Here is an 18,035-nt window from a genome sequence, read left to right as displayed (position 1 = left end):
ACCGCGATGCCGTCGCGGAGAAGACCTATCTGCAGGAGTGGCACTACTTCTTCCAGAACACCTGCCGTTGGCGCGATCTACGCAAGATCACGATCGCGCAAGTGCAGGGCAACGCGATTTCGGCCGGCCTGATGCTGATCTGGGCGTGTGACCTGATCGTCGCGGCGGACAACGCGAAATTCAGCGACGTGGTGGGCGTCCGGATGGGCATGCCCGGCGTCGAATATTACGCTCACCCTTGGGAATTCGGCCCGCGTAAAGCCAAAGAGCTTCTGCTGACCGGTGATTCGCTGGACGCCGATGAGGCCTATCGCCTTGGCATGGTCTCCAAGGTCTTCCCGGCCGACGAGCTGGCGGACAAGACCTTGGAGTTCGCCCGGCGCATCGCCGAGCGGCCCACCATGGCGGCACTGCTGATCAAGGACTCGGTCAACGCCGCATCGGATGCGATGGGTTTCACCGAGGCGTTACGCCACGCGTTCCACATCCACGAGCTGGGTCACGCGCACTGGGCCGCGCACAACGAGAATCGGTATCCCATCGGCCTGCCACCCGACGTCGAGGACTGGCGCAACGCCAAGCCGACGAAGATCGCCCGCCGGGATACTCCCTAACCGAGGCCGAGCAGACGCAGAATCACGTCGCGAGGGCCTCTCGCGTGCGATTCTGCGTCTGCTCGGGCCGCTGGCCGAGAGTGAGGAGTTGGCATGCAGCTTTCGTTCGAAGACCGGACTTACCTGGTCACTGGCGGTGGCAGTGGGATCGGCAAGGGGGTGGCCGCCGGCCTGGTCGCCGCGGGGGCCTCGGTGATGATCATCGGCCGTAACGCCGACCGGCTGGCGGCGGCAGTCGAGGAGATCGAGCCGGTCAAGGCCGCCGGCGGCGAGATCCGATATGAGCCGGCCGACGTGACCGATGAGGACGAGGTCGCGCGCGCCGTCGACGCCGCGACGGCATGGCACGGCCGATTGCACGGCGCGGTGCACTGTGCCGGCGGGTCGCAGACCATCGGGCCGATCACCCAGATCGACTCGGAAGCATGGCGACGCACGGTCGACCTGAACATCAACGGCAGCATGTACGTGCTCAAGCACTGCGCCCGCGAAATGGTGCGCGGGGGAGGCGGGTCGTTCATCGGCATCTCGTCGATCGCTTCCAGTAACACCCACCGATGGTTCGGCGCCTACGGCGTCACCAAAGCAGGTCTGGACCACCTGATGATGTTGGCCGCCGACGAACTCGGCCCGTCCTGGGTGCGGGTCAACAGCATCCGTCCGGGCCTGATCGGCACCGACATGGTCGCCCCGATCACCGACTCGCCCGAACTGTCCGAGGACTACCGGATCTGCACTCCGCTGCCGCGGGTCGGTGAGGCCGAGGACATCGCCAACATGGCGATGTTCTTGCTCAGCGACGCTTCGGGCTGGGTCACCGGCCAGGTGATCAACGTCGACGGCGGGCATCTGCTGCGACGCGGCCCGGACTTCACCGCGATGCTCGAGCCGGTGTTCGGCGCCGACGGTCTGCGCGGAGTCGTCTGACCGCGTGGGGCATGCCGATGGTCCGCTCAGTGAGATGGGGATATCGCCGCCTCATTCGGAAAGCTAGCCTGGTATAGCGACAACGACGGAGGAAGCGATGCCTACAACCTGGGACGCGATTGATCGCTACGTCGTCATCTCAACGGACACTCACGCCGGAGCGGACCTCTACGACTACCGGGCGTATCTGCCGGGGCGTCTGCACGATAAGTTCGATGCATGGGCCAAGACCTACGTCAGCCCTTTCGATGACCTGATAATCGCTACCGCCAATCGGAATTGGGACAGCAAGCTCCGGATTGCAGAGATGGATGCTGACGGGGTGGCCGCGGAAGTGTTGCTGCCCAACACCGTTCCGCCATTCTTTCCGACCACTCCCAACATCACGATCAGCCTGCCCAGGACTCGCGACGAGTTCGAGAAGCGTTGGGCCGGCGTTCAGGCCCACAACCGCTGGCAGGTCGATTTCTGTTCACTGGCCCCGGCCCGTCGCCGCGGATTGATTCAGGTCTTTCCCAACGATGTGCAGTTGGCCTTGCAGGAGATTCGCTGGGGGGCTGATCAGGACTGTTTCGGGGGCGTGCTCCTCCCGCCTGTCTCGCCAGGCGATCCGCAGGTCGCCCCCCTCTTTCATACTTGCTACGAACCGATCTGGGCGCTGTGTACGGAATTGGACCTGACGGTGGTGCAGCATGCCGGGGCCGGTAGCCCCGAGATGCCGATGGACCAGCCGGCGTCCAACGCGGTGCTGGTCACCGAAATGGCGCTGTGGGCCCAGCGCACGCTGGGTCACCTGATTCTCGCCGGTGTGTTCGAGCGGTACCCGGAGTTGCGGTTCGTGCCGACCGAACAGGGCACCTTGTGGGTGCAACCGCAACTGGCAGTGCTCGACGCCATGGTGCCGACCATGAAATCGGAGGCCGGCAACCGCACCTACGGAATGTTCGGCGGATCGTCTGTCGACTCGTTGACGTTGACTCCGAGTGAATACGCGCAGCGGAACTGCTATTTGGCCAGCGAGCTGACGCCCTATGAATCCGCGATGATCGATTTCATGGGGGCCGATCACATCATGTGGGGCAGTGACTATCCGCATGAGGAGGGTTTCACACCCCACTCCAAGCTGGCCATCCGTTGGGCTCTACATGACCAATCCGAGGAGAGGTGCCGAAAGATCTTGGGCGGCAATGCGGGCCGGTTGTACCGGTTCGATCTCGATGCGCTGGCGCCCATTGCCGCCAAGATCGGCCCGACGGTCGCCGAGGTGCACACCCCGCTGGAGGACACCGGCTATCTCGCTCCGGCAGCTTTTGCCTATCGGCCGTTCGAAGGTGGGTTGGCGCTGAAGCGTCTGGCTCCAGCCCGCGCCTAGCTGTCAGAGCTGGTTCTGCCCCGGGGTGAAGAACACCCCGTCAGCTTGGACGGTGGTGCCCTGCGCATCGGTGAGATGACCGACAGCGAAGGTCTTGACCCCCTCCACGCGGTCGACGCGCGCCTCTGCGCGTAGCGGGCCCAGCGGCGTGCCCCGGAGAAAGCGGACGCGGAGAGTGCCGGTGTAAGCGGGCTTTCCCGGCATGTGCGCGGTCGCGCCCAGGACCTGGGCGAGCACCATCGCGCACACCCCGCCGTGCACATGGCCGGGCGGACCTTCGTAGGGCGCGCCGAGGGTGAATTCGCCCCACACCAAGCCGTCGGCTCCGTGGTTGATCGACAGCGGCGGGGCGACTGGATTGCGTAGACCGATGACCACGTTGCCCCATGCCATCGGGTGACCATCGCCGGTTTGTCGCACGCCGAACGAGTCCGGTATCAGCGCTGCGCTCAATTCCTCAGTGGCACAGTCGATCTTCTTTGTGGCTGCAGTGAGGGTCGCCGCATCGACTTGCGTTCTGATGGTCACATCGATGAGGCGGCGCACCGATTCGGCCAGCGGCCGATATACCGACTCCAGCTTTGCCAGTTCGCCGTCGCCGGCCATGGCACCTCCGTCACAGTCGCGTCGAACCACAGCGTCCGTCGCGGCTGGGGTCCTATGCAATGCCGTCTCCCGGCCAGCGGTCAGTTACCGAAAGACCACCGCGCCGGGTTGTTAGCCTGACGTTCATGGAAGGCAGCAAGCCGAACCTTGGGGCGACCAGCTGGGCGCTGCTGGGCATGCTGTCATACGAGCACGAGCTTTCGGGTTACGACATCCGCAAGTGGATCGACTGGAGCATGCGCTTTTACTTCGGCAGCCCGGCCTACAGCCAGATCTACTCCGAGCTCAAGAAGCTGGAGAAGCTGGGCTTGGTGACATCGCGGGTCGAGAACACCGGCGGCACGCGCAATCGCAGGCTGTACAAAATTACTGACGACGGGCTGGATGCGGCGACCCAGTGGGCAAATGAGGCGCCGGTCGAGCCCCCAACGCTCAAGCATGGCCCACTGTTGCGGGTGACATTGGGACACCTCACCCATCCGGGAAGGCTGAAGGAAGTGCTGCAAGAACACGTGGCATTTGCCGACGAGATGCATCGCAGGGCGGCCAAGGACGCGCGGTGGGCCGGCGCCGACCCGTCGTGGGCATATGCCCGTGTCGCATTGCAGTGGGCGGAGCGGTATTACGCCAACGAGCGCGAACTCGCCCTGAAAATGATCAAAGAGCTTGACGAGGCGGAAGCCGCTTTCTCTCGGCAGCCAAAGAGCGGTCCTGCCAAGATCCCTTGGCCCACACCGGAATTCTGGTACGAAATCGAAAAGAAGGCCGACGCCGAGGAACCGGACTGATCAGCCGCGTGCGGCATCACGGGCGGCGATATAGCCGTACACCAGCCCTTGGGCTATGGTCGCGCCCGCACCGGGATACGTGGTTCCGAACGCATTGACCGCGGTGTTACCGATCGCGTACAAACCGCCGATGGCGCTGCCGTCTTCGCGCAGCACCCGAGCGCGGTCGTCGGCACGCAAACCACCGCAGGTACCCAGGTCGCTGAGCACCATCTTCACCGCATAAAACGGCGGCTTGTCCAGGGCGCGTAGGTTCGGGTTCGGCTTGATAGTGGGATCACCGTAGTAGCGGTCGTAGGCGCTGCTGCCGCGGGCGAAGTCCGAATCACGTCCTGCGCGCGACATCTCGTTGAACCGCGCCATGGTAGCCGCCAACTCTGCTCGGGGGACGCCGACCTTACCGGCGAGTTCAGCCAGATCATCTGACCGATGCGCAATCCCGTTTTCGTACCACGGTTGTGGAATCGGCATCCTCGGAAACAGTTCGCCGGCAAAGACATAGCTGTTGCGGTATTGCTGGTCGAAGATGATCCACATGGACTCGACTGGATTTCCGGACCGTTCCCGTTCCAGCACGAGCTGTCCGAAAGACATGTAATCCATTGCCTCATTGGCGAATCGGGCGCCGTGCTGGTCGACGATCAGTGAACCCGGCAGGGAGCGCTCCGCCAACAGCACCGACGGCGCCGCTCCGGGCGGCGCCGCCACGGCCGGGAACCACCACGCCTGGTCCATCAGATCGATGGCGGCACCGAGGGCTTGGGCGACGTGAATCGCGTCGCCGGTGTTGGTCTCGGCTCCGAGGCTCTGGTGTTCGCCAAGAGACTCGGACTGGAATTTCCACCGCATGGCCATGCTGTGATCGAACCCGCCGGCGGCCAACACCACGCCCCGCCGCGCGGTTACGCTGATTTCGCGCCCGTCGTGTCTGACGACTGCACCGGTGACCCGCCCGCCGTCGGTGACCAAGCGTTGCAGCGCAGTGTCGGTCCAGATCGGGACACCCGCGCGCACCACACCAGCGAAGAGTCCCGCGGCCAGTGCCTGCCCGCCCGCGACATAGCGCCGGCCGATCAGCAGTCCGCCCACTCCTTGGCCGAGGCGTTTGGCGATGGTCGGTAAGCCCCGCCACGGAACCCGGGCCATCAGGTTCATCCACCGATAGTCGGCGGTGGTGGTCGGCATGGGGATCTTGACCTCCATCACACCGGGCCGCAGCCGGGTCCGATACTGACCGAGGATCGCGGAGTTCAGCGGCCGGCACTCGCAGGTACGGCCGGCGGCGGTCCCGCCCGGCTCCTCGGGGTGGTAGTCGGAATAGTCCTTGGCCCATGCCAATCGGATCGGGGTGGTGCGCCGCAGCATCTCGACGGTCCCGGTGACGTTCCGCAGGTAGGCACTGGACCGGTTGGCCGGCGCGCTGCCGCCCACCACAGACCGTAGGTAGGTTTCGGCGCGCTCGACAGTGTCTCCGGCGCACTTTCGCTCGAGGATCGGGCTCGCAGGCAACCACAGCGCGCCGCCCGAGCGCGCGGTCGAGCCGCCCACATAGGACGACTTCTCCACGATCAGCACCGTCAATCCGAGTTCATCTGCGGCCAAGGCTGCAGCCATGCCGGTGCCCGAACCCACGACCAGAAGGTCGACCACCGTGTCGTGCACCGGTATGCCGGCGGGGATCGTGGCTGGTTGAGCAGTCGTCACAGACCTGACACTAGGCCGGGCAGCGGGCACCGTGATCGCTTTCTCCCCGCCAGCGGGACGGTCGTCGCCTTCACGGTGGCAGCGGTTGTAGAACAGCGAGATGACGTTTCAATCGAACACCGACGACATCCGGGAGATAGAAGCCGCGGCAGCCCCGGCACAATTCGCTCGCGGCTGGCACTGCCTGGGCCCGACAGCGGCTTTCGGCGACGGGAAGCCACACGCCGTCAACGCATTCGGGCAGAAAATTGTGGGCTGGGCAGGCTCCAGGTGATGGTGACGGCATTGGATTGAGCCTCCGACCAGATCGGCGGACTGACCAGGACGTCGCACAACGTCATGCCGCGGGAGCGGGCACCCGGCGCGTATTCGGCAAGGTAGGTGCTGATGAACGTCCGGGCGCAACCGGGCTTGGTGACCACCCTGTCGATAACGAATATCCGACCGTCAGCCATGGACCGACCGTAGGTCGCCGCCGAGACCTTGACGAAGCTGCTGACCCAACTCCAGGCACACCTGTCGTCTGGCCTCTTGCGCAATGTCGAGCGTTGGCATCGTCATGAATCCGTGAATGCCCCCGTCGAAGCGGCATCGCACCGTGACCACGCCCGCCGCCTCGAGCGCGTCGGCGTAGGCGAGGCATTCGTCACGCAGTGGATCGTGGCCGGCGACAACGACAATCGCTGGCGGCAGTCCTACCAGGTCGGCTCTCAGAGGTGAGGCGTACGGATGTTCTCGATCGTCGGGCGCCGGCACATACTGGTCCCAATACCATTGCAGCGCCGGCTTCGGGTTGTAGAAGCCCTTGCCGAACAGGCGATAGGAGTCGTTGTCGAAGTCGGCCGCGATCACCGGGTAGATCAGCAGCTGAGCCGCGATCGGGGGGCCGCCGCGATCGCGTGACATCACCGCAGCGACCGCGGCCAGGTTTCCCCCCGCGCTGTCGCCACCCACCGCGAGGCGACGGGCATCGCCGCCAATGGCGTCCGCGTTGTCGGAGGCCCAGTGGGCGGCTGCGGCAAAGTCGTAAGCAGCTGTGGGCCAAGGGTTTTCCGGAGCAAGCCGGTAGTCGACTGAGACCACAACCGCGGCAAGGCGGTTGGCGAAGTCGCGACACAGCCCGTCATGGCTGTCCAGGTCACAGAACACGAAGCCGCCGCCGTGTGCGTATACCAGGACCGGTAGCGCCCCGGGCCGATCGGGCCGGTAGATCCGAACCGGGATATTGCCCCGGGGTCCGGGAATGATCTCGTCCCGGACCTCGGCAACAGGCTCGGGTTGCGCCGGCGGCACTAATCGCGAGCGGATGGTCGCCCTGGCTTGCGCACCCGTCATGGTGTAGACGGGTGGGAAACCGGCGTCCAGCCCCTCGATCAGCGGCGCGATCTGTGGATCGAGGTTCACGCGTACTGCAAGGCCCGCCGCGAACCGGGTGCCGGGTGTCGGGGCAGCAGTGGTCGCAGCGGCTGCAGGGTCGGTGCCACCCGCTGCGGGCCGCCTTCGACGTTGCGCCAGATACCCATTGCGGTCATCCGCACCGGAGCGGCCAGCCGCTGATCGAACATCAGTCGATTCATCGGACCGCATACCGAGACGGCCGCCACGGCTTCGCCGGGGCTTCCGATAGGCGCGGCCACACAACCGAATCCGAGCAGCGACTCTTCGCGCTCGAACGCAATGCCGTGGGCCCGAACCTTGGCCAGTTCGACTGCAAGTTGGCCGCTGCTGGAAATTGAGTACTTCGTCTTGCGGGCCGCCAGATCTACTGCGGCTTCATCGTCGCAGTAGGCCAGGATCGCTTTGCCCGCGGCAGTGCAGTGCGCGGGCTGCCGACCGCCGACGCGGCTGGGTATTGCAGACATCATCCGGTCGCCGATCTTGTCGAGGTAGACGACGTCGGCTCCGTCCAGTACCGCAAGGTGTACGACAAGTCCAGTGGCGCAGTGTAATTCGCTCAGCAGCGGGCTCGCGGCGCGCACTAGGCGGTCTTGGTGCACCGCCAATGAACCCAACTCGACCAAGCGCATGCCGAGCTCATAGTCGCGGCCGCTGCGGCGCAGCCAGCGCAATTGGACCAGGCGCTCGAGCATCCGATGCGCCGATGAGCGGGGCAGCCCGGTGCGGCGGACGATCTGGGCCAATGTCAGCCGTCCCGGTCCCTCGAATGCGTCGAGGACCAGGGAGATTCGGTCGATGACAGCGCTGGGGGTGGCTGGCTCAACGGTCTCGACGCTGTCAACGGTCTGTGACATCGGATCTCCAACCCTCTATAGCTGAATGGCATATGACTAGTAGTCATAGTGTTGTTGTAGCACAGTCGTGTGACCGCTGTCACTAGGCGCGCAAAATTTGGCGAGCGGGTACGAGCGGGTATTAGCGCTGTTCAGCCTTTGCTTGCTGATCGGCCGGCACGGCGACCGTAGAAGCTGCCGTCGCCCAGCGAGATGCCGCTGGCGTAGCCCCACGCGGCCAGCCCGGCGGTGGACCGGCCCGCGGCGAACAGCCCCGGGATGGGCTCGCCGTTGACGTGCAGCACCTCGCCATCCAGCGTGGTACACAGCCCGCCCAAGGTGAAGCCGCCGGTGCTCTCGCGCAGATCGATTGCGCCGACCGGGGATCCGATCGGCTTGCACCACTGCGGCTTCTTGTGCAGCAGCGGATCTTCGCCGCGCGCCGCGCCGTCGTTGTAGGCGGACACCGTCGCCTGCAACGAACCGGGCGGCAGCCCGATGTCCTGCTCCAGGTCGGCGACGCTGTCGGCCACCCACGTCGGCGGGCGCAGCATGAGTTGCGGTGACAACGAGGCCATCGCCTCGTCCTGTGCGTCGCCGTCGATGATCAGGTAGGCGGTGTTGTCTTGGTGGTACAGCGTGAGCTGCCCGACCCGGCCCGGATAGGTGTCCTCGGCGACATAGCGTTGACCGCGCGCGTTGACCAGGATGCCGCGCACTAGTTGTTGGGGGTCGATGAAGATCGCGACTTCGGTCGCGTCCATGTGGGCCAGATCGGCACCCAGCGCCTGCGCCATCTGGATCCCGCGGCCGTCGTGCTGCTCGACCGAGGCGGCCGGGCGTCCGGCGATGCGAGGCGCGTACTGCGCCACCATCGCCTCGTTGTAGGCGAAGCTGCCCATGGCCAGCATTACGCCCTTGCGTGCCCGGATGGCCAGCTCGCTGCCGTAGCGGCGGGCGCGGATACCGGCCACCCTGCCGTCGGCCTCGACGATCAGGCTGCCGACCCGCACGTCGTAAAGCGCCCGCACGCCCGCCGCCGTCGCCGTCTCGACGAGTGGCTTCATCAGCATGTAGCCGGCGCTGGCTTCGCCCTGCTTCTTGTTGGACATCTGCGGGACATGGCCGCGCGGAGCCGGGGTGGCGATCGTATTGAAGGGGTAGGAGTTCTCCCCGCCGCTGTACATCAGGCCCTGGTCGCCCATCGGCTCCCAGCCGGGCTCGGAGAAGAACTCCGCTTTGAACGGAACCCCGCACCCGACGAGCCAGTCGAAATGGGCCACGCTGCCCGCGCAGTAGTCCGCGATCCGCTTCTCGTCGGCGCCCGGTCCCATCGCGACGGTGAGGAACGCCGCCATGTTGTCGACGGAATCGGTGAAGCCGCAGGCCTTTTGCAGCGCGGTGCCGCCACCGAGGTAGATGAAGCCACCGGCCATCGCGGCTGCCCCGCCCCAGGACCCGGTGCGTTCGACGACCAGGACGTCGGCGCCGCCGCGGCCGGCTTCGACCGCCGCGGCGGCACCCGCGATGCCGTACCCGGCGATGACGACGTCGGCCTCGTCGTCCCATGAGCTCACCGTGGCGGCCGGGACCGGCGTGACGTCGAAGTCGGCGCTCACGGCCGCATCGCCGCAGGCATCTCACCGACCCACTGGTGGCCCCAGTAGCTGTCTGCAGTGATTTCCTCTGCGGTGTAATAGGTTTCGTCGACTCGCATGCCATCGGTGCCGAATTCGATGTCCCAGTCGCCGGGCGCGCGGACATAGAACGACACCATCTTGTCATTGGTGTGGCGCCCCAGGGTGGACGACAACTGGAAGCCCTCGGCGTTCACCCGGTCAAGTGCCTGACCCACCGCGTCGAGAGTGTCGACCTCGACCATGATGTGGACCAGTCGTGGGTCACGCTGGTGCGCGGCGGGGACGATCGCCAGGCTGTGATGTCGTTCGTTGACGCCGAGGAAGCGAACCCGCACCGGGCCGAACTCTTTGGGCAACGGCACCCGAAATGCGCCGCGGGAGCGGAAACCCAATACCTCGGTGTAAAAGTCGAACAGCCCGTCAGCGTCGGTGGCCGGTACCACGACATGGCCCAGTCCCTGATCGCCGGTGACGAATCTCGCGCCGAACGGGGTGATCACCGGACTGTGGTCCAGCACCGCACCGTGGAATACCTCGATTGTGGTGCCGGCCGGGTCCTCGAACGTGATCACCTCTTCCACCCGGCGGGCCTCGGCCTCGTCGGTGGACAGTTGCTTGAACGGCGTGCCGGCACCGTCGAGCGCTGCTTTGACCCGCTGCAGTGCCGGGTGGTCGCGCACTTCCCAGCCGACGGTGAGCACCCGGTCGGTCTCACCCGCCACCACGATGAGCCGGGCTGCACGTTCGTCCATCCGCAGGTACAGCGCTGACGGGTCGGGTCCCTTGCCTTCCGCGAAGCCCAGAACACCAAAGGCGAACTGCCGCCAGCGTTCGATGTCATTGGTCGAAATCGTGACGTAGCCAATGCTTTTCAGGTCACTCACGTTGGCCTCCTAGATCAAAGCCCGCAGCGGACCGTCGGGCGGATCGATGCCGACCGAGCTCAACGCTGCTGCGTGGTAGGTGGTGCCGGGCACATGGATGGCGTGCATTTGGCCGACGTGCACATCACGCCAATATCGCTGCAGAGGTTTGTCCATCCGCGCCGCGTTGCCGCCTGAGCGGGCGAAGATGTCGTCGACCGCCGACACCGCGCGCCATACCGCTCGAACCTGGGTGCGGCGGCCCGCTGCCCGGTCGGCGAAAGACACCTCCTTGCCCGCCGCGACCATGTCAAAAATGCGGTCGGCGTTGGCCAGCAACTCCTGGCGGGCGGCGTTGATGTCGGCTGCGGCCTCGCCGATGGCGTACATGACGTAGGGGTCGTCCTTGATCGCGGTTCCGGTGGCCCCGACGCGTGCCCGCTGATAATCCAGGTGCGCGGCCAGCGCTCCCTCCGCGATACCGATGGTCGCCGCGGAAATACCTAACGGGAACATCGTCGACCACGGCATCAGATACAGCGGCTCGGTCATGCGCGCCTCGCGCTGAGCGGTCCCGTCCATCACCTTGGTCGCGTCCATGGTCCGATAGGTCGGAACGAACGCGTCCTTGACGATCACGTCCTTGGAGCCAGTTCCCCGCAGCCCCACCACATTCCACGAGTCCTCGACGATCTGGTAATCCTTGCGCGGCAAGATCATGTGCAGCATCTGTGGCGGCATCAACGGTATACCCTTGTCATCGCCGAGCATCGCGCCCAGGATGATCCAGTCGCAATGGTCGGTGCCCGAGCTGAACTGCCAGCGCCCGTTGAAGATGTAGCCGCCGTCAACCGGTTTGGCCACGCCCTGCGGCGCATACGGGGACGCCATCCAGGTATCGACGTCGTCGGCCCAGACCTCCGCTGTCACCTTGGGATCGGCATAGGCCAGTTGATATGGGTGCACGCCCACCACCCCGACAATCCAGCCGGCGGCCGGATCGAGTGCCGCCGTCGCCATCACCGTCTCGGCGAACTCGCGCGGATGAACCTCAAACCCTTGGTAATTCTTCGTCTGCAACAGCCGGATCAGTCCGGCTGACTTCATCAGCTTGACGGTGTCGTCGGTGAGCCGGCCGATTTTCTCGGCCTCGGCGGCCTGGTCGCGCAACTGGTCGGCCATGGCTACTACCTGGTCGAGTACCCGCTCGGTCATATTCATCGTCCTTCGGTGTGGGGGCCTGGTAATGGTCTACCGCAGTGGGTGCCGAACCTGAAGGCGATCCCGGTGAGCGGACGAAAATGCCGCCGAAACTGGGTGTGAAGGAGCCGGCGTCCGTTGACCGGGAAACGCGCACCGCGCTCAGCGGCTTGCGCGTAGCTTGCGATGGTGTGAGCGATACTCCCGATGTTTCGAGACCCGCCGTCGATGCAGTGGTCATCGGAGCCGGGTTCGCGGGGCTGTACGCGCTGCACGAGCTGCGGTCCCAGGGACGTTCGGTGTGCGTATTCGAAGCGGCCTCCGACGTTGGGGGCACCTGGTATTACAACCGTTACCCCGGCGCACGATGCGACGTCGAAAGCGTTGACTACTGCTACTCGTTCTCCGAGGAGTTGCAACAGGAATGGACCTGGACCGAGAAGTATGCGACGCAGGACGAGATACTCCGGTACATCAACCACGTCGCTGACCGGTTCGACCTGCGTCGCGACATCCGGCTCAACTCCAGGGTGATCTCGCTGGTTTTCGACGAGGAGACGCTGCACTGGACCGCCACGACCGACACGGGCGAAGTCGTGACCGCCCGTTTCTGCCTGATGGCCACGGGTGCGCTGTCGGCAGCGATGATCCCGAACTTCCCGGGACTCGATGCCTTCGAGGGCGAGGTCTACCACACCGGTCACTGGCCACATCACCTTGTCGATTTCACCGGAAAGCGGGTGGCCGTCATCGGCACCGGATCCTCCGGCATCCAGACCGTGCCGGTTGTCGCGGAGCAGGCCGCTGAACTTTTCGTGTTCCAACGCACTCCCAACTACAGCGTTCCAGCCCGTAACGAGCCGCTGACCGTTGAGCAGGCCGCCGAAATCAAGGCGACCTACCACGAGCGCCGAAGACTGTCCTGGCGCAGTGGCGGGGGTTCCCCCTACATCGGCACAACCAAAATGACGATGGAGGTCACACCCGAAGAGCGTCAAGCGGCATTCGAAAAGCGTTGGCAGTTAGGCGGAGTGCTGTTCAGCAAAACTTTCCCGGATCAAATGAGCGACCCGGCCGCCAACGAGGAAGCCAAGAGGTTCTACGAGGACAAGGTTCGTGCGATCATCAATGATCCTGAGGTTGCCGATCTGCTGATCCCCACTGACCATCCTATCGGCACCAAGCGAATTTGTTCCGACACCAACTACTTTCAGACATTCAACAAGCCCAGTGTGAGCCTGATAAGCGTGCGGAAGACTCCGATCGAGTCGATCGATGCCCATGGGATCAACACGATCGAGGCGCATTACGACGTGGACATGATCGTGCTCGCTACCGGCTTCGACGCCATGACCGGAACGCTGGCCAAGATCGACATCGTCGGACGCGGCGGTCAAGTCCTGCGCGACAACTGGAAGGACGGGCCACGCACCTATCTAGGGTTGGGGGTCGATGGGTTTCCTAACCTGTTCATCGTTTCCGGCCCCGGTGCACCGGCGGTCCTGGCCAACATGGTTCTGCACGCCGAGGCGCATGTGAACTGGATTGCCGATTGCATCAGTTACCTCGACGATCATGGGTACGCCACGATCGAGGCCAGTTCGAGCGCAGTGGACGACTGGGTCGCCGAGTGCATTCGCCGGGCAGACTCAACACTTTTCACCAAGGCCAACTCGTGGTACTTGGGTGCCAACGTCCCCGGCAAGCCAAGGGTTTTCATGCTGTTCGTCGGGGGTTTCGGCGTCTATAACGATATTTGCGCTGAGGTCGCGAACGCTGAATACAAAGGATTTCGTCTGGTGAAAGCGCGCGACGATTCGATCGCAGCAGAAAGTGATTGCGATGCAGGGTAATTCAGGCCAGCTAGCCGGAAAAGTTGTCCTGATCACCGGTGGCGCCGGCGGTCTCGGCGCGGCATTCGCGCGGCACATACTGGCCCGCGGCGGCAGTGTGGTGCTCGCTGATCTGCTTGATGACGAGGGCAGGAAATTGGTCGGCGAGCTCGGTCCGCAAGCGCGGTACACCCATCTCGACGTCACCGATCCTCAGCAGTGGTCGGCGGCAGTGCAATTCACCCTCGACGAGTTTGGCTCGCTGAACGGATTGGTGAACAACGCCGGCGTGCCGACCGGGCAGTTCCTCGAGCACGAACCACTCGCGCACTTCCGGATGGTCGTGGAGGTGAACCTGATTGGGGTGTTCAACGGTCTGCAGGCGGTGATCGGGCCGATGCGCTCGGCAGGCGGCGGGTCGATCGTCAACATCTCTTCTGCCGCGGGCCTGTTCGGCTTGGCGTTCACCGCGGGCTATGGGGCCTCGAAATGGGGAGTGCGAGGGCTGTCGAAGATCGCCGCCGTCGAGTTGGGCCCCGAGCGGATCCGGGTCAACTCGGTGCACCCGGGCATGACCTACACCCCGATGACGGTCGATGTCGGCGTCCAGGTCGGCGAGGGCAACTATCCCAACACCCCGATGGGTCGTATCGCGGTGCCCGAGGAGATCGCCGGCGCGGTCGGCTATCTGCTGTCGGACGACGCCGGCTACGTCAACGGCGCCGAGATCGCCGTCGACGGAGGGTGGACCGCGGGGCCGACCCTGAAATACGTTATAGGCGAATAAAACCAGACGGGAGCACAGATGAAGCGACTTGCAGGCAACCGGATCCTGGTGACCGGCGCAGCATCGGGTATCGGCCAGGCGACCGCGCTGCGACTGCTGGACGAGGGTGCCACCGTCGTCGCCGCCGACGTCGCCGCCGACGGACTGAGTAAGACCCGCATCAAAGCTGAAACGACCGGCGTCGGTGAGCGTCTGACCACGTTGGAGATGAACATCGCCGACGAGCGTTCGGTGGGCGACGGGGTGCGTTCGGCGATCGACACCTTGGGCGGTCTGGATTCGGTAGTGAACGCCGCCGGGATTCTGCGTGCTGCGCACACCGACCAGATGGCCTTGGGCCAGTGGAACCAGATCATCGGGGTCAACCTGACCGGCACCTTTCTGGTGGTGCGAGAAGCGCTGCCGAGCCTGCTGCAGAACCCGCGCAGTGCAATCGTGAACTTCAGCTCGACATCGGCGTCATTCGCGCACCCGTATATGGCGGCCTACGCGGCGAGCAAAGGTGGCGTTCAGTCCTTCACCCACGCGCTGGCACTCGAGTATGCGAGTAGAGGCCTGCGGGCGGTGTGTGTGGCGCCCGGAAGCATCAAGTCCGGAATCACCGACGCCACAGCCGGATACATTCCGCAGGATGCCGACTGGGGTCTTTTCACCAGGCTGATGCCGATCATGCCGACCACGCTGGAATCCAGCGGTGCCGGAATGGGTGATCCGTCGGCGGTCGCCGGCGTCATCGCCATGCTGGTGTCCGACGACGGTGCGTTCATCACCGGCACCGAGATCCGGGTCGACGGCGGAACACACGCGTGACGCGGCGCCCATGACGACCGACTTCACGTACGAAAGCACGCTTCGTGAAATCCCCACCGATGCAGGCATTCTGCGCTACCACGAAGCGGGTCCGGTCGGCTCGGGGCCTCCACTCCTGCTACTGCACGGTTCCGGCCCGGGGGTAACGGGATGGCGCAACTTTCGCGGCGTGCTCGGCACGTTCGCCGAGTTCTTCCGCTGTCTGGTCCTGGAGTTCCCCGGATTCGGGGTCAGTGACGATTTCGGTGGCCATCCGATGATCACCGCACTGGATGCGGTGGTGCGCTTCGTGGATGCGTTGGGTCTGAACACCGTCGATATCATTGGCAATTCGATGGGCGGTGGTGTCGCGCTCAACTTCGCGATCGCTCACCCCGAACGGGTGCACCGGTTGGTGACCATCGGCGGTATCGGCCGCAATATCCTGACTCCCGGTCCGGCGGAGGGTATTCGGCTGCTACAAGAGTTCACCGAGGAACCCACTCGGGAGCGACTGATCCGGTGGTTGCATTCGATGGTCTACGATCCGGCCACTGTGACCGAGGAGCTCATCGAGGAACGGTGGAATCACGCCACCGATCCGGAGACGTTGGCGGGGGCACGGCGGATGTACGGCAAGGATGCGTTCGCGCAGATGATGACAGCCATGGAATCATCCAAAGGTCCACAACCGTGGGCGGTGATGCACCGGGTGCAGGCGCCCACGCTGATCACCTGGGGCCGCGACGACCGGGTCAGTCCGCTGGATATGGCACTGATTCCGATGCGCACCATCCCCCACGCCGAACTGCATGTGTTCCCGAACTGCGGCCACTGGACGATGATCGAGGCGAAAGAGGCGTTCGAGAGCGCCGCGCTGGCGTTCTTGCTGCGTAAGGAAGCCGGGGAGATCAGTTGACGCAGGGTACGCCGCCACCGCCGATCGGCGCACCCTGATCGGGGGCCGGTTCAGTGGTGTCAGTGGTCTTGCTTGATTGATAGCCGTAGCTGCCGTAACCGGTTGACGGCGTAGTGGATTCAGTGCTGGATTCATCCTGGGCGGGTACCGAGAAGCTGTCGTCGACGACAACCTGAATGTGCCCGAATTGCAGCTTGCGATTCGGCTTGTCGGGTGTGTCGATGCCCAGCAGGCTGGCCACTTCGTGTGCGTCGGCGTCGGCACCGGGCGCGTATTCGATTGTGGTGGAGGTTGGTTCACCTCGAACCCGATCGCGGATCGAACCGGTGGTGTAACCGTCGTGCTTCAGCGTGCGCGCGACCTTGGTGGCGAGGCCACCGACGCTGCTCGCGTTCACCACGTCGACGACCGTCGCAGGGTTGGGTAGGTCTGCGGTAGCCGTGGTGGTGGTCATCGACGAGGTTCCGAAGGCGGCTGCGACTTCGGCCTTGATCGCCGCCGGATCGACGATGTTGACGTCTTGACCGTTGATGTTGTCGTAGCGCAGGACGGGCAGGGTGCGGTATTCGATTGAGCCGCCGGCAAGCGCGCCCATCCGGCGGAACTGCTCCTCGTCCCAACCCGCCGACAGCACAATGTCCTTGCGCGCCACCGCCATCAAGCTCTTGAGCTTGCCCAAGTCGGTGAATGTTCCGGCGTCCTGGAGTTGGTGCATCACAGCCGAGAGGAAGGCCTGCTGGCGGTGGGTACGGTCCAGGTCGCCGTTTTCGAGGCCGTGGCGTTGCCGGACGAATGCGAGCGCCTGCTCGGCATCCAGGGTTTGGCGTCCCGTGGAGAAATCGGCGCCGGAGTAGGAGTCGTATACGGCGTGCTTCAAGCACACTTCGATGCCGCCCAGGCTTTTAGCCAGGTCGTAGAAGCCGGCCAGGTTGACTTCGGCGAAGTAGTCGATCGGCACCCCGGTCAGCTTTCGCACTGCCTTCAATGTCGCGGCGCGGGCGGCCTCGCGGCCCTTGGTCTCCAGCTCTTTCTGGTCGCTCACGCCCTTGTTGATCATTTTCTGCTCGACGTACTGCTTGGTGAGCCCGTAGGCCTCTTTGATCTTGATGTGGTTGTAGCCGGGTACGCCGTTGAACGACACCCAGTCGTCGCGGGGGATGGAGAACGCCGACACCCGGTCGTCTGCGCCGACATGGGCAAGGATCAAGGTGTTGGTGTTGTAGCCGCCGTCATCGGAGTCGCCGGCGTGCAGGTGCTTCAGCAGGTTCCAGGGCAGGTCGTCGCCGTTCTGGTCTTTCCGCGAGTCGAGTCCGATCAGCAGGATGTTCATACCGCCACCGCTGGACTTCGGGTCCTCGGAGCTCAGCGCCTGCGAGACGGTGATTCCGCCCAGCACGCCGTGAGCCATCCACCACCCCGACCCGGTCGCCAGCACCGCGACCAGCGCCACCAACGTCCAGCAGGCATGCACCAGCGTGCGGCGCCGCGCTGTCGTCGACGACCCACGATGGCGGTGCTTAGGGCTGGATCGCTGCAGGTCTCCCACCACAATCTCGGTTGTATTTGGGGTCCGCGCCTGACCCGGGATGGGGATTTGCGCGGGCAACGGTTAGTGCTTGCCGTCCAGTATGCGGCAGCTTGCTGAGGACGGTGCTGTGAGCCAGCTAACAAGAACGACGCGACGGATCGGTCGAAACGGCCTCTACCAGCGGCGATGCCTAGCCGTGCGCCTTTTTCGCGAGACGGCGATTGTGGCCGAATCG

16 protein-coding genes and 2 pseudogenes are annotated in these 18,035 nt (G+C 64.6%); 9 read left to right on the top strand and 9 right to left on the bottom strand.

All coding sequences use genetic code 11. From position 1 onward, the window contains the following. The 3 genes from VGG53_RS19520 to VGG53_RS19510 all read left to right on the top strand — a co-directional run. Positions 1 to 614: enoyl-CoA hydratase (locus tag VGG53_RS19520; RefSeq protein WP_331519730.1), on the top strand; the 614-nt coding region annotated here is incomplete at its 5' end. 93 nt (positions 615 to 707) lie between these two features. Next, the gene (locus VGG53_RS19515) at positions 708 to 1,541 is read left to right on the top strand and encodes an SDR family oxidoreductase (protein WP_331519729.1); all 834 of its coding nucleotides are present in this window, start codon (positions 708 to 710) and stop codon (positions 1,539 to 1,541) included. A gap of 97 nt (positions 1,542 to 1,638) precedes the next feature. Then, positions 1,639 to 2,913: an amidohydrolase family protein gene (locus tag VGG53_RS19510; protein ID WP_331519728.1), complete on the top strand. Its 1,275-nt coding sequence runs from the start codon at positions 1,639 to 1,641 to the stop codon at positions 2,911 to 2,913. A 3-nt stretch (positions 2,914 to 2,916) separates the two neighbouring features. On the opposite strand, the gene VGG53_RS19505 is transcribed toward VGG53_RS19510, so the two are convergent. Further along, positions 2,917 to 3,519, bottom strand: coding sequence for a PaaI family thioesterase (locus VGG53_RS19505; protein ID WP_331519727.1), 603 nt, complete (start codon positions 3,517 to 3,519; stop codon positions 2,917 to 2,919). Between the two features lie 125 nt (positions 3,520 to 3,644). On the opposite strand from VGG53_RS19505, the gene VGG53_RS19500 reads away from it, so the two are divergent. After that, positions 3,645 to 4,307 carry a PadR family transcriptional regulator gene (locus VGG53_RS19500; RefSeq protein ID WP_331519726.1) on the top strand — a complete coding sequence of 221 codons (663 nt, stop codon included), beginning with the start codon at positions 3,645 to 3,647 and terminating at the stop codon, positions 4,305 to 4,307. Here the strand turns inward: VGG53_RS19500 and VGG53_RS19495 are convergent, their stop codons facing one another. After that, a complete protein-coding gene (locus tag VGG53_RS19495) occupies positions 4,308 to 6,011 on the bottom strand; it encodes a 3-ketosteroid-delta-1-dehydrogenase (RefSeq protein ID WP_331519725.1) in 1,704 nt (567 codons plus the stop codon). Positions 6,012 to 6,111: 100 nt separating this feature from the next. Here VGG53_RS19495 and VGG53_RS19490 point away from each other — a divergent pair. Beyond that, positions 6,112 to 6,264 (top strand): annotated as a pseudogene (locus VGG53_RS19490) (3-ketosteroid-9-alpha-hydroxylase); the annotation flags it as partial. A 1-nt stretch (position 6,265) separates the two neighbouring features. Here VGG53_RS19490 and VGG53_RS19485 read toward each other — a convergent pair. From VGG53_RS19485 to VGG53_RS19460, 6 genes and pseudogenes are all read right to left on the bottom strand, one after another. Beyond that, positions 6,266 to 6,466 (bottom strand): annotated as a pseudogene (locus tag VGG53_RS19485) (hypothetical protein); the annotation flags it as partial. Next, positions 6,459 to 7,415 carry an alpha/beta hydrolase gene (locus VGG53_RS19480; RefSeq protein ID WP_331519724.1) on the bottom strand — a complete coding sequence of 319 codons (957 nt, stop codon included), beginning with the start codon at positions 7,413 to 7,415 and terminating at the stop codon, positions 6,459 to 6,461. The gene VGG53_RS19480 and the pseudogene VGG53_RS19485, both read right to left, overlap by 8 nt. Next, on the bottom strand, positions 7,412 to 8,263 hold the full coding sequence (locus VGG53_RS19475; RefSeq protein ID WP_331519723.1) for an IclR family transcriptional regulator: 852 nt from the start codon (positions 8,261 to 8,263) through the stop codon (positions 7,412 to 7,414). Before VGG53_RS19475 ends, VGG53_RS19480 begins: the two co-directional genes overlap by 4 nt. A 131-nt stretch (positions 8,264 to 8,394) precedes the next feature. Beyond that, positions 8,395 to 9,861, bottom strand: a complete 1,467-nt coding sequence (locus VGG53_RS19470; protein ID WP_331519722.1) for an FAD-dependent oxidoreductase — start codon at positions 9,859 to 9,861, stop codon at positions 8,395 to 8,397. Continuing rightward, the gene (bphC, locus tag VGG53_RS19465; RefSeq protein ID WP_331519721.1) at positions 9,858 to 10,766 is read right to left on the bottom strand and encodes a biphenyl-2,3-diol 1,2-dioxygenase; all 909 of its coding nucleotides are present in this window, start codon (positions 10,764 to 10,766) and stop codon (positions 9,858 to 9,860) included. The genes VGG53_RS19470 and bphC overlap by 4 nt, the downstream gene beginning before the upstream one ends. Positions 10,767 to 10,775: 9 nt before the next feature. After that, positions 10,776 to 11,960, bottom strand: coding sequence for an acyl-CoA dehydrogenase family protein (locus VGG53_RS19460; RefSeq protein ID WP_331519720.1), 1,185 nt, complete (start codon positions 11,958 to 11,960; stop codon positions 10,776 to 10,778). Positions 11,961 to 12,136: 176 nt separating this feature from the next. Here VGG53_RS19460 and VGG53_RS19455 point away from each other — a divergent pair, with 176 nt between their 5' ends. The 4 genes from VGG53_RS19455 to VGG53_RS19440 are packed head-to-tail and all read left to right on the top strand — an operon-like array spanning position 12,137 to position 16,272. After that, positions 12,137 to 13,798 carry an NAD(P)/FAD-dependent oxidoreductase gene (locus VGG53_RS19455; RefSeq protein WP_331519719.1) on the top strand — a complete coding sequence of 554 codons (1,662 nt, stop codon included), beginning with the start codon at positions 12,137 to 12,139 and terminating at the stop codon, positions 13,796 to 13,798. Continuing rightward, complete coding sequence (locus VGG53_RS19450; RefSeq protein WP_331519718.1) at positions 13,788 to 14,564, top strand: SDR family oxidoreductase; 777 nt, start codon at positions 13,788 to 13,790, stop codon at positions 14,562 to 14,564. Before VGG53_RS19455 ends, VGG53_RS19450 begins: the two co-directional genes overlap by 11 nt. 18 nt (positions 14,565 to 14,582) lie before the next feature. After that, on the top strand, positions 14,583 to 15,374 hold the full coding sequence (locus VGG53_RS19445; RefSeq protein WP_331519717.1) for an SDR family NAD(P)-dependent oxidoreductase: 792 nt from the start codon (positions 14,583 to 14,585) through the stop codon (positions 15,372 to 15,374). 10 nt (positions 15,375 to 15,384) lie between these two features. Next, on the top strand, positions 15,385 to 16,272 hold the full coding sequence (locus tag VGG53_RS19440) for an alpha/beta fold hydrolase (RefSeq protein WP_331519716.1): 888 nt from the start codon (positions 15,385 to 15,387) through the stop codon (positions 16,270 to 16,272). Here VGG53_RS19440 and VGG53_RS19435 read toward each other — a convergent pair. Beyond that, on the bottom strand, positions 16,265 to 17,809 hold the full coding sequence (locus VGG53_RS19435; RefSeq protein WP_414689007.1) for an LCP family protein: 1,545 nt from the start codon (positions 17,807 to 17,809) through the stop codon (positions 16,265 to 16,267). The two genes, VGG53_RS19440 and VGG53_RS19435, sit on opposite strands and share 8 nt — an antisense overlap. Between the last annotated feature and the right edge of the window lie 226 nt (positions 17,810 to 18,035).

Origin of the sequence: Mycobacterium sp., assembly GCF_036490025.1 — a bacterium.
Taxonomy (GTDB): Bacteria; Actinomycetota; Actinomycetes; order Mycobacteriales; family Mycobacteriaceae; genus Mycobacterium.
The sequence above is the reverse complement of the archived record's forward strand: the minus strand, read 5'-3'. Positions and strand labels throughout refer to the sequence as shown.

Coding starts and splice junctions, on each gene's coding strand:
- VGG53_RS19515 (WP_331519729.1), top strand. CDS start 708: ATGCAGCTTTCGTTCGAAGACCGGACTTACCTGGTCACTGGCGGTGGC.
- VGG53_RS19510 (WP_331519728.1), top strand. CDS start 1,639: ATGCCTACAACCTGGGACGCGATTGATCGCTACGTCGTCATCTCAACG.
- VGG53_RS19505 (WP_331519727.1), bottom strand. CDS start 3,519: ATGGCCGGCGACGGCGAACTGGCAAAGCTGGAGTCGGTATATCGGCCG.
- VGG53_RS19500 (WP_331519726.1), top strand. CDS start 3,645: ATGGAAGGCAGCAAGCCGAACCTTGGGGCGACCAGCTGGGCGCTGCTG.
- VGG53_RS19475 (WP_331519723.1), bottom strand. CDS start 8,263: ATGTCACAGACCGTTGACAGCGTCGAGACCGTTGAGCCAGCCACCCCC.
- VGG53_RS19460 (WP_331519720.1), bottom strand. CDS start 11,960: ATGACCGAGCGGGTACTCGACCAGGTAGTAGCCATGGCCGACCAGTTG.
- VGG53_RS19450 (WP_331519718.1), top strand. CDS start 13,788: ATGCAGGGTAATTCAGGCCAGCTAGCCGGAAAAGTTGTCCTGATCACC.
- VGG53_RS19445 (WP_331519717.1), top strand. CDS start 14,583: ATGAAGCGACTTGCAGGCAACCGGATCCTGGTGACCGGCGCAGCATCG.
- VGG53_RS19440 (WP_331519716.1), top strand. CDS start 15,385: ATGACGACCGACTTCACGTACGAAAGCACGCTTCGTGAAATCCCCACC.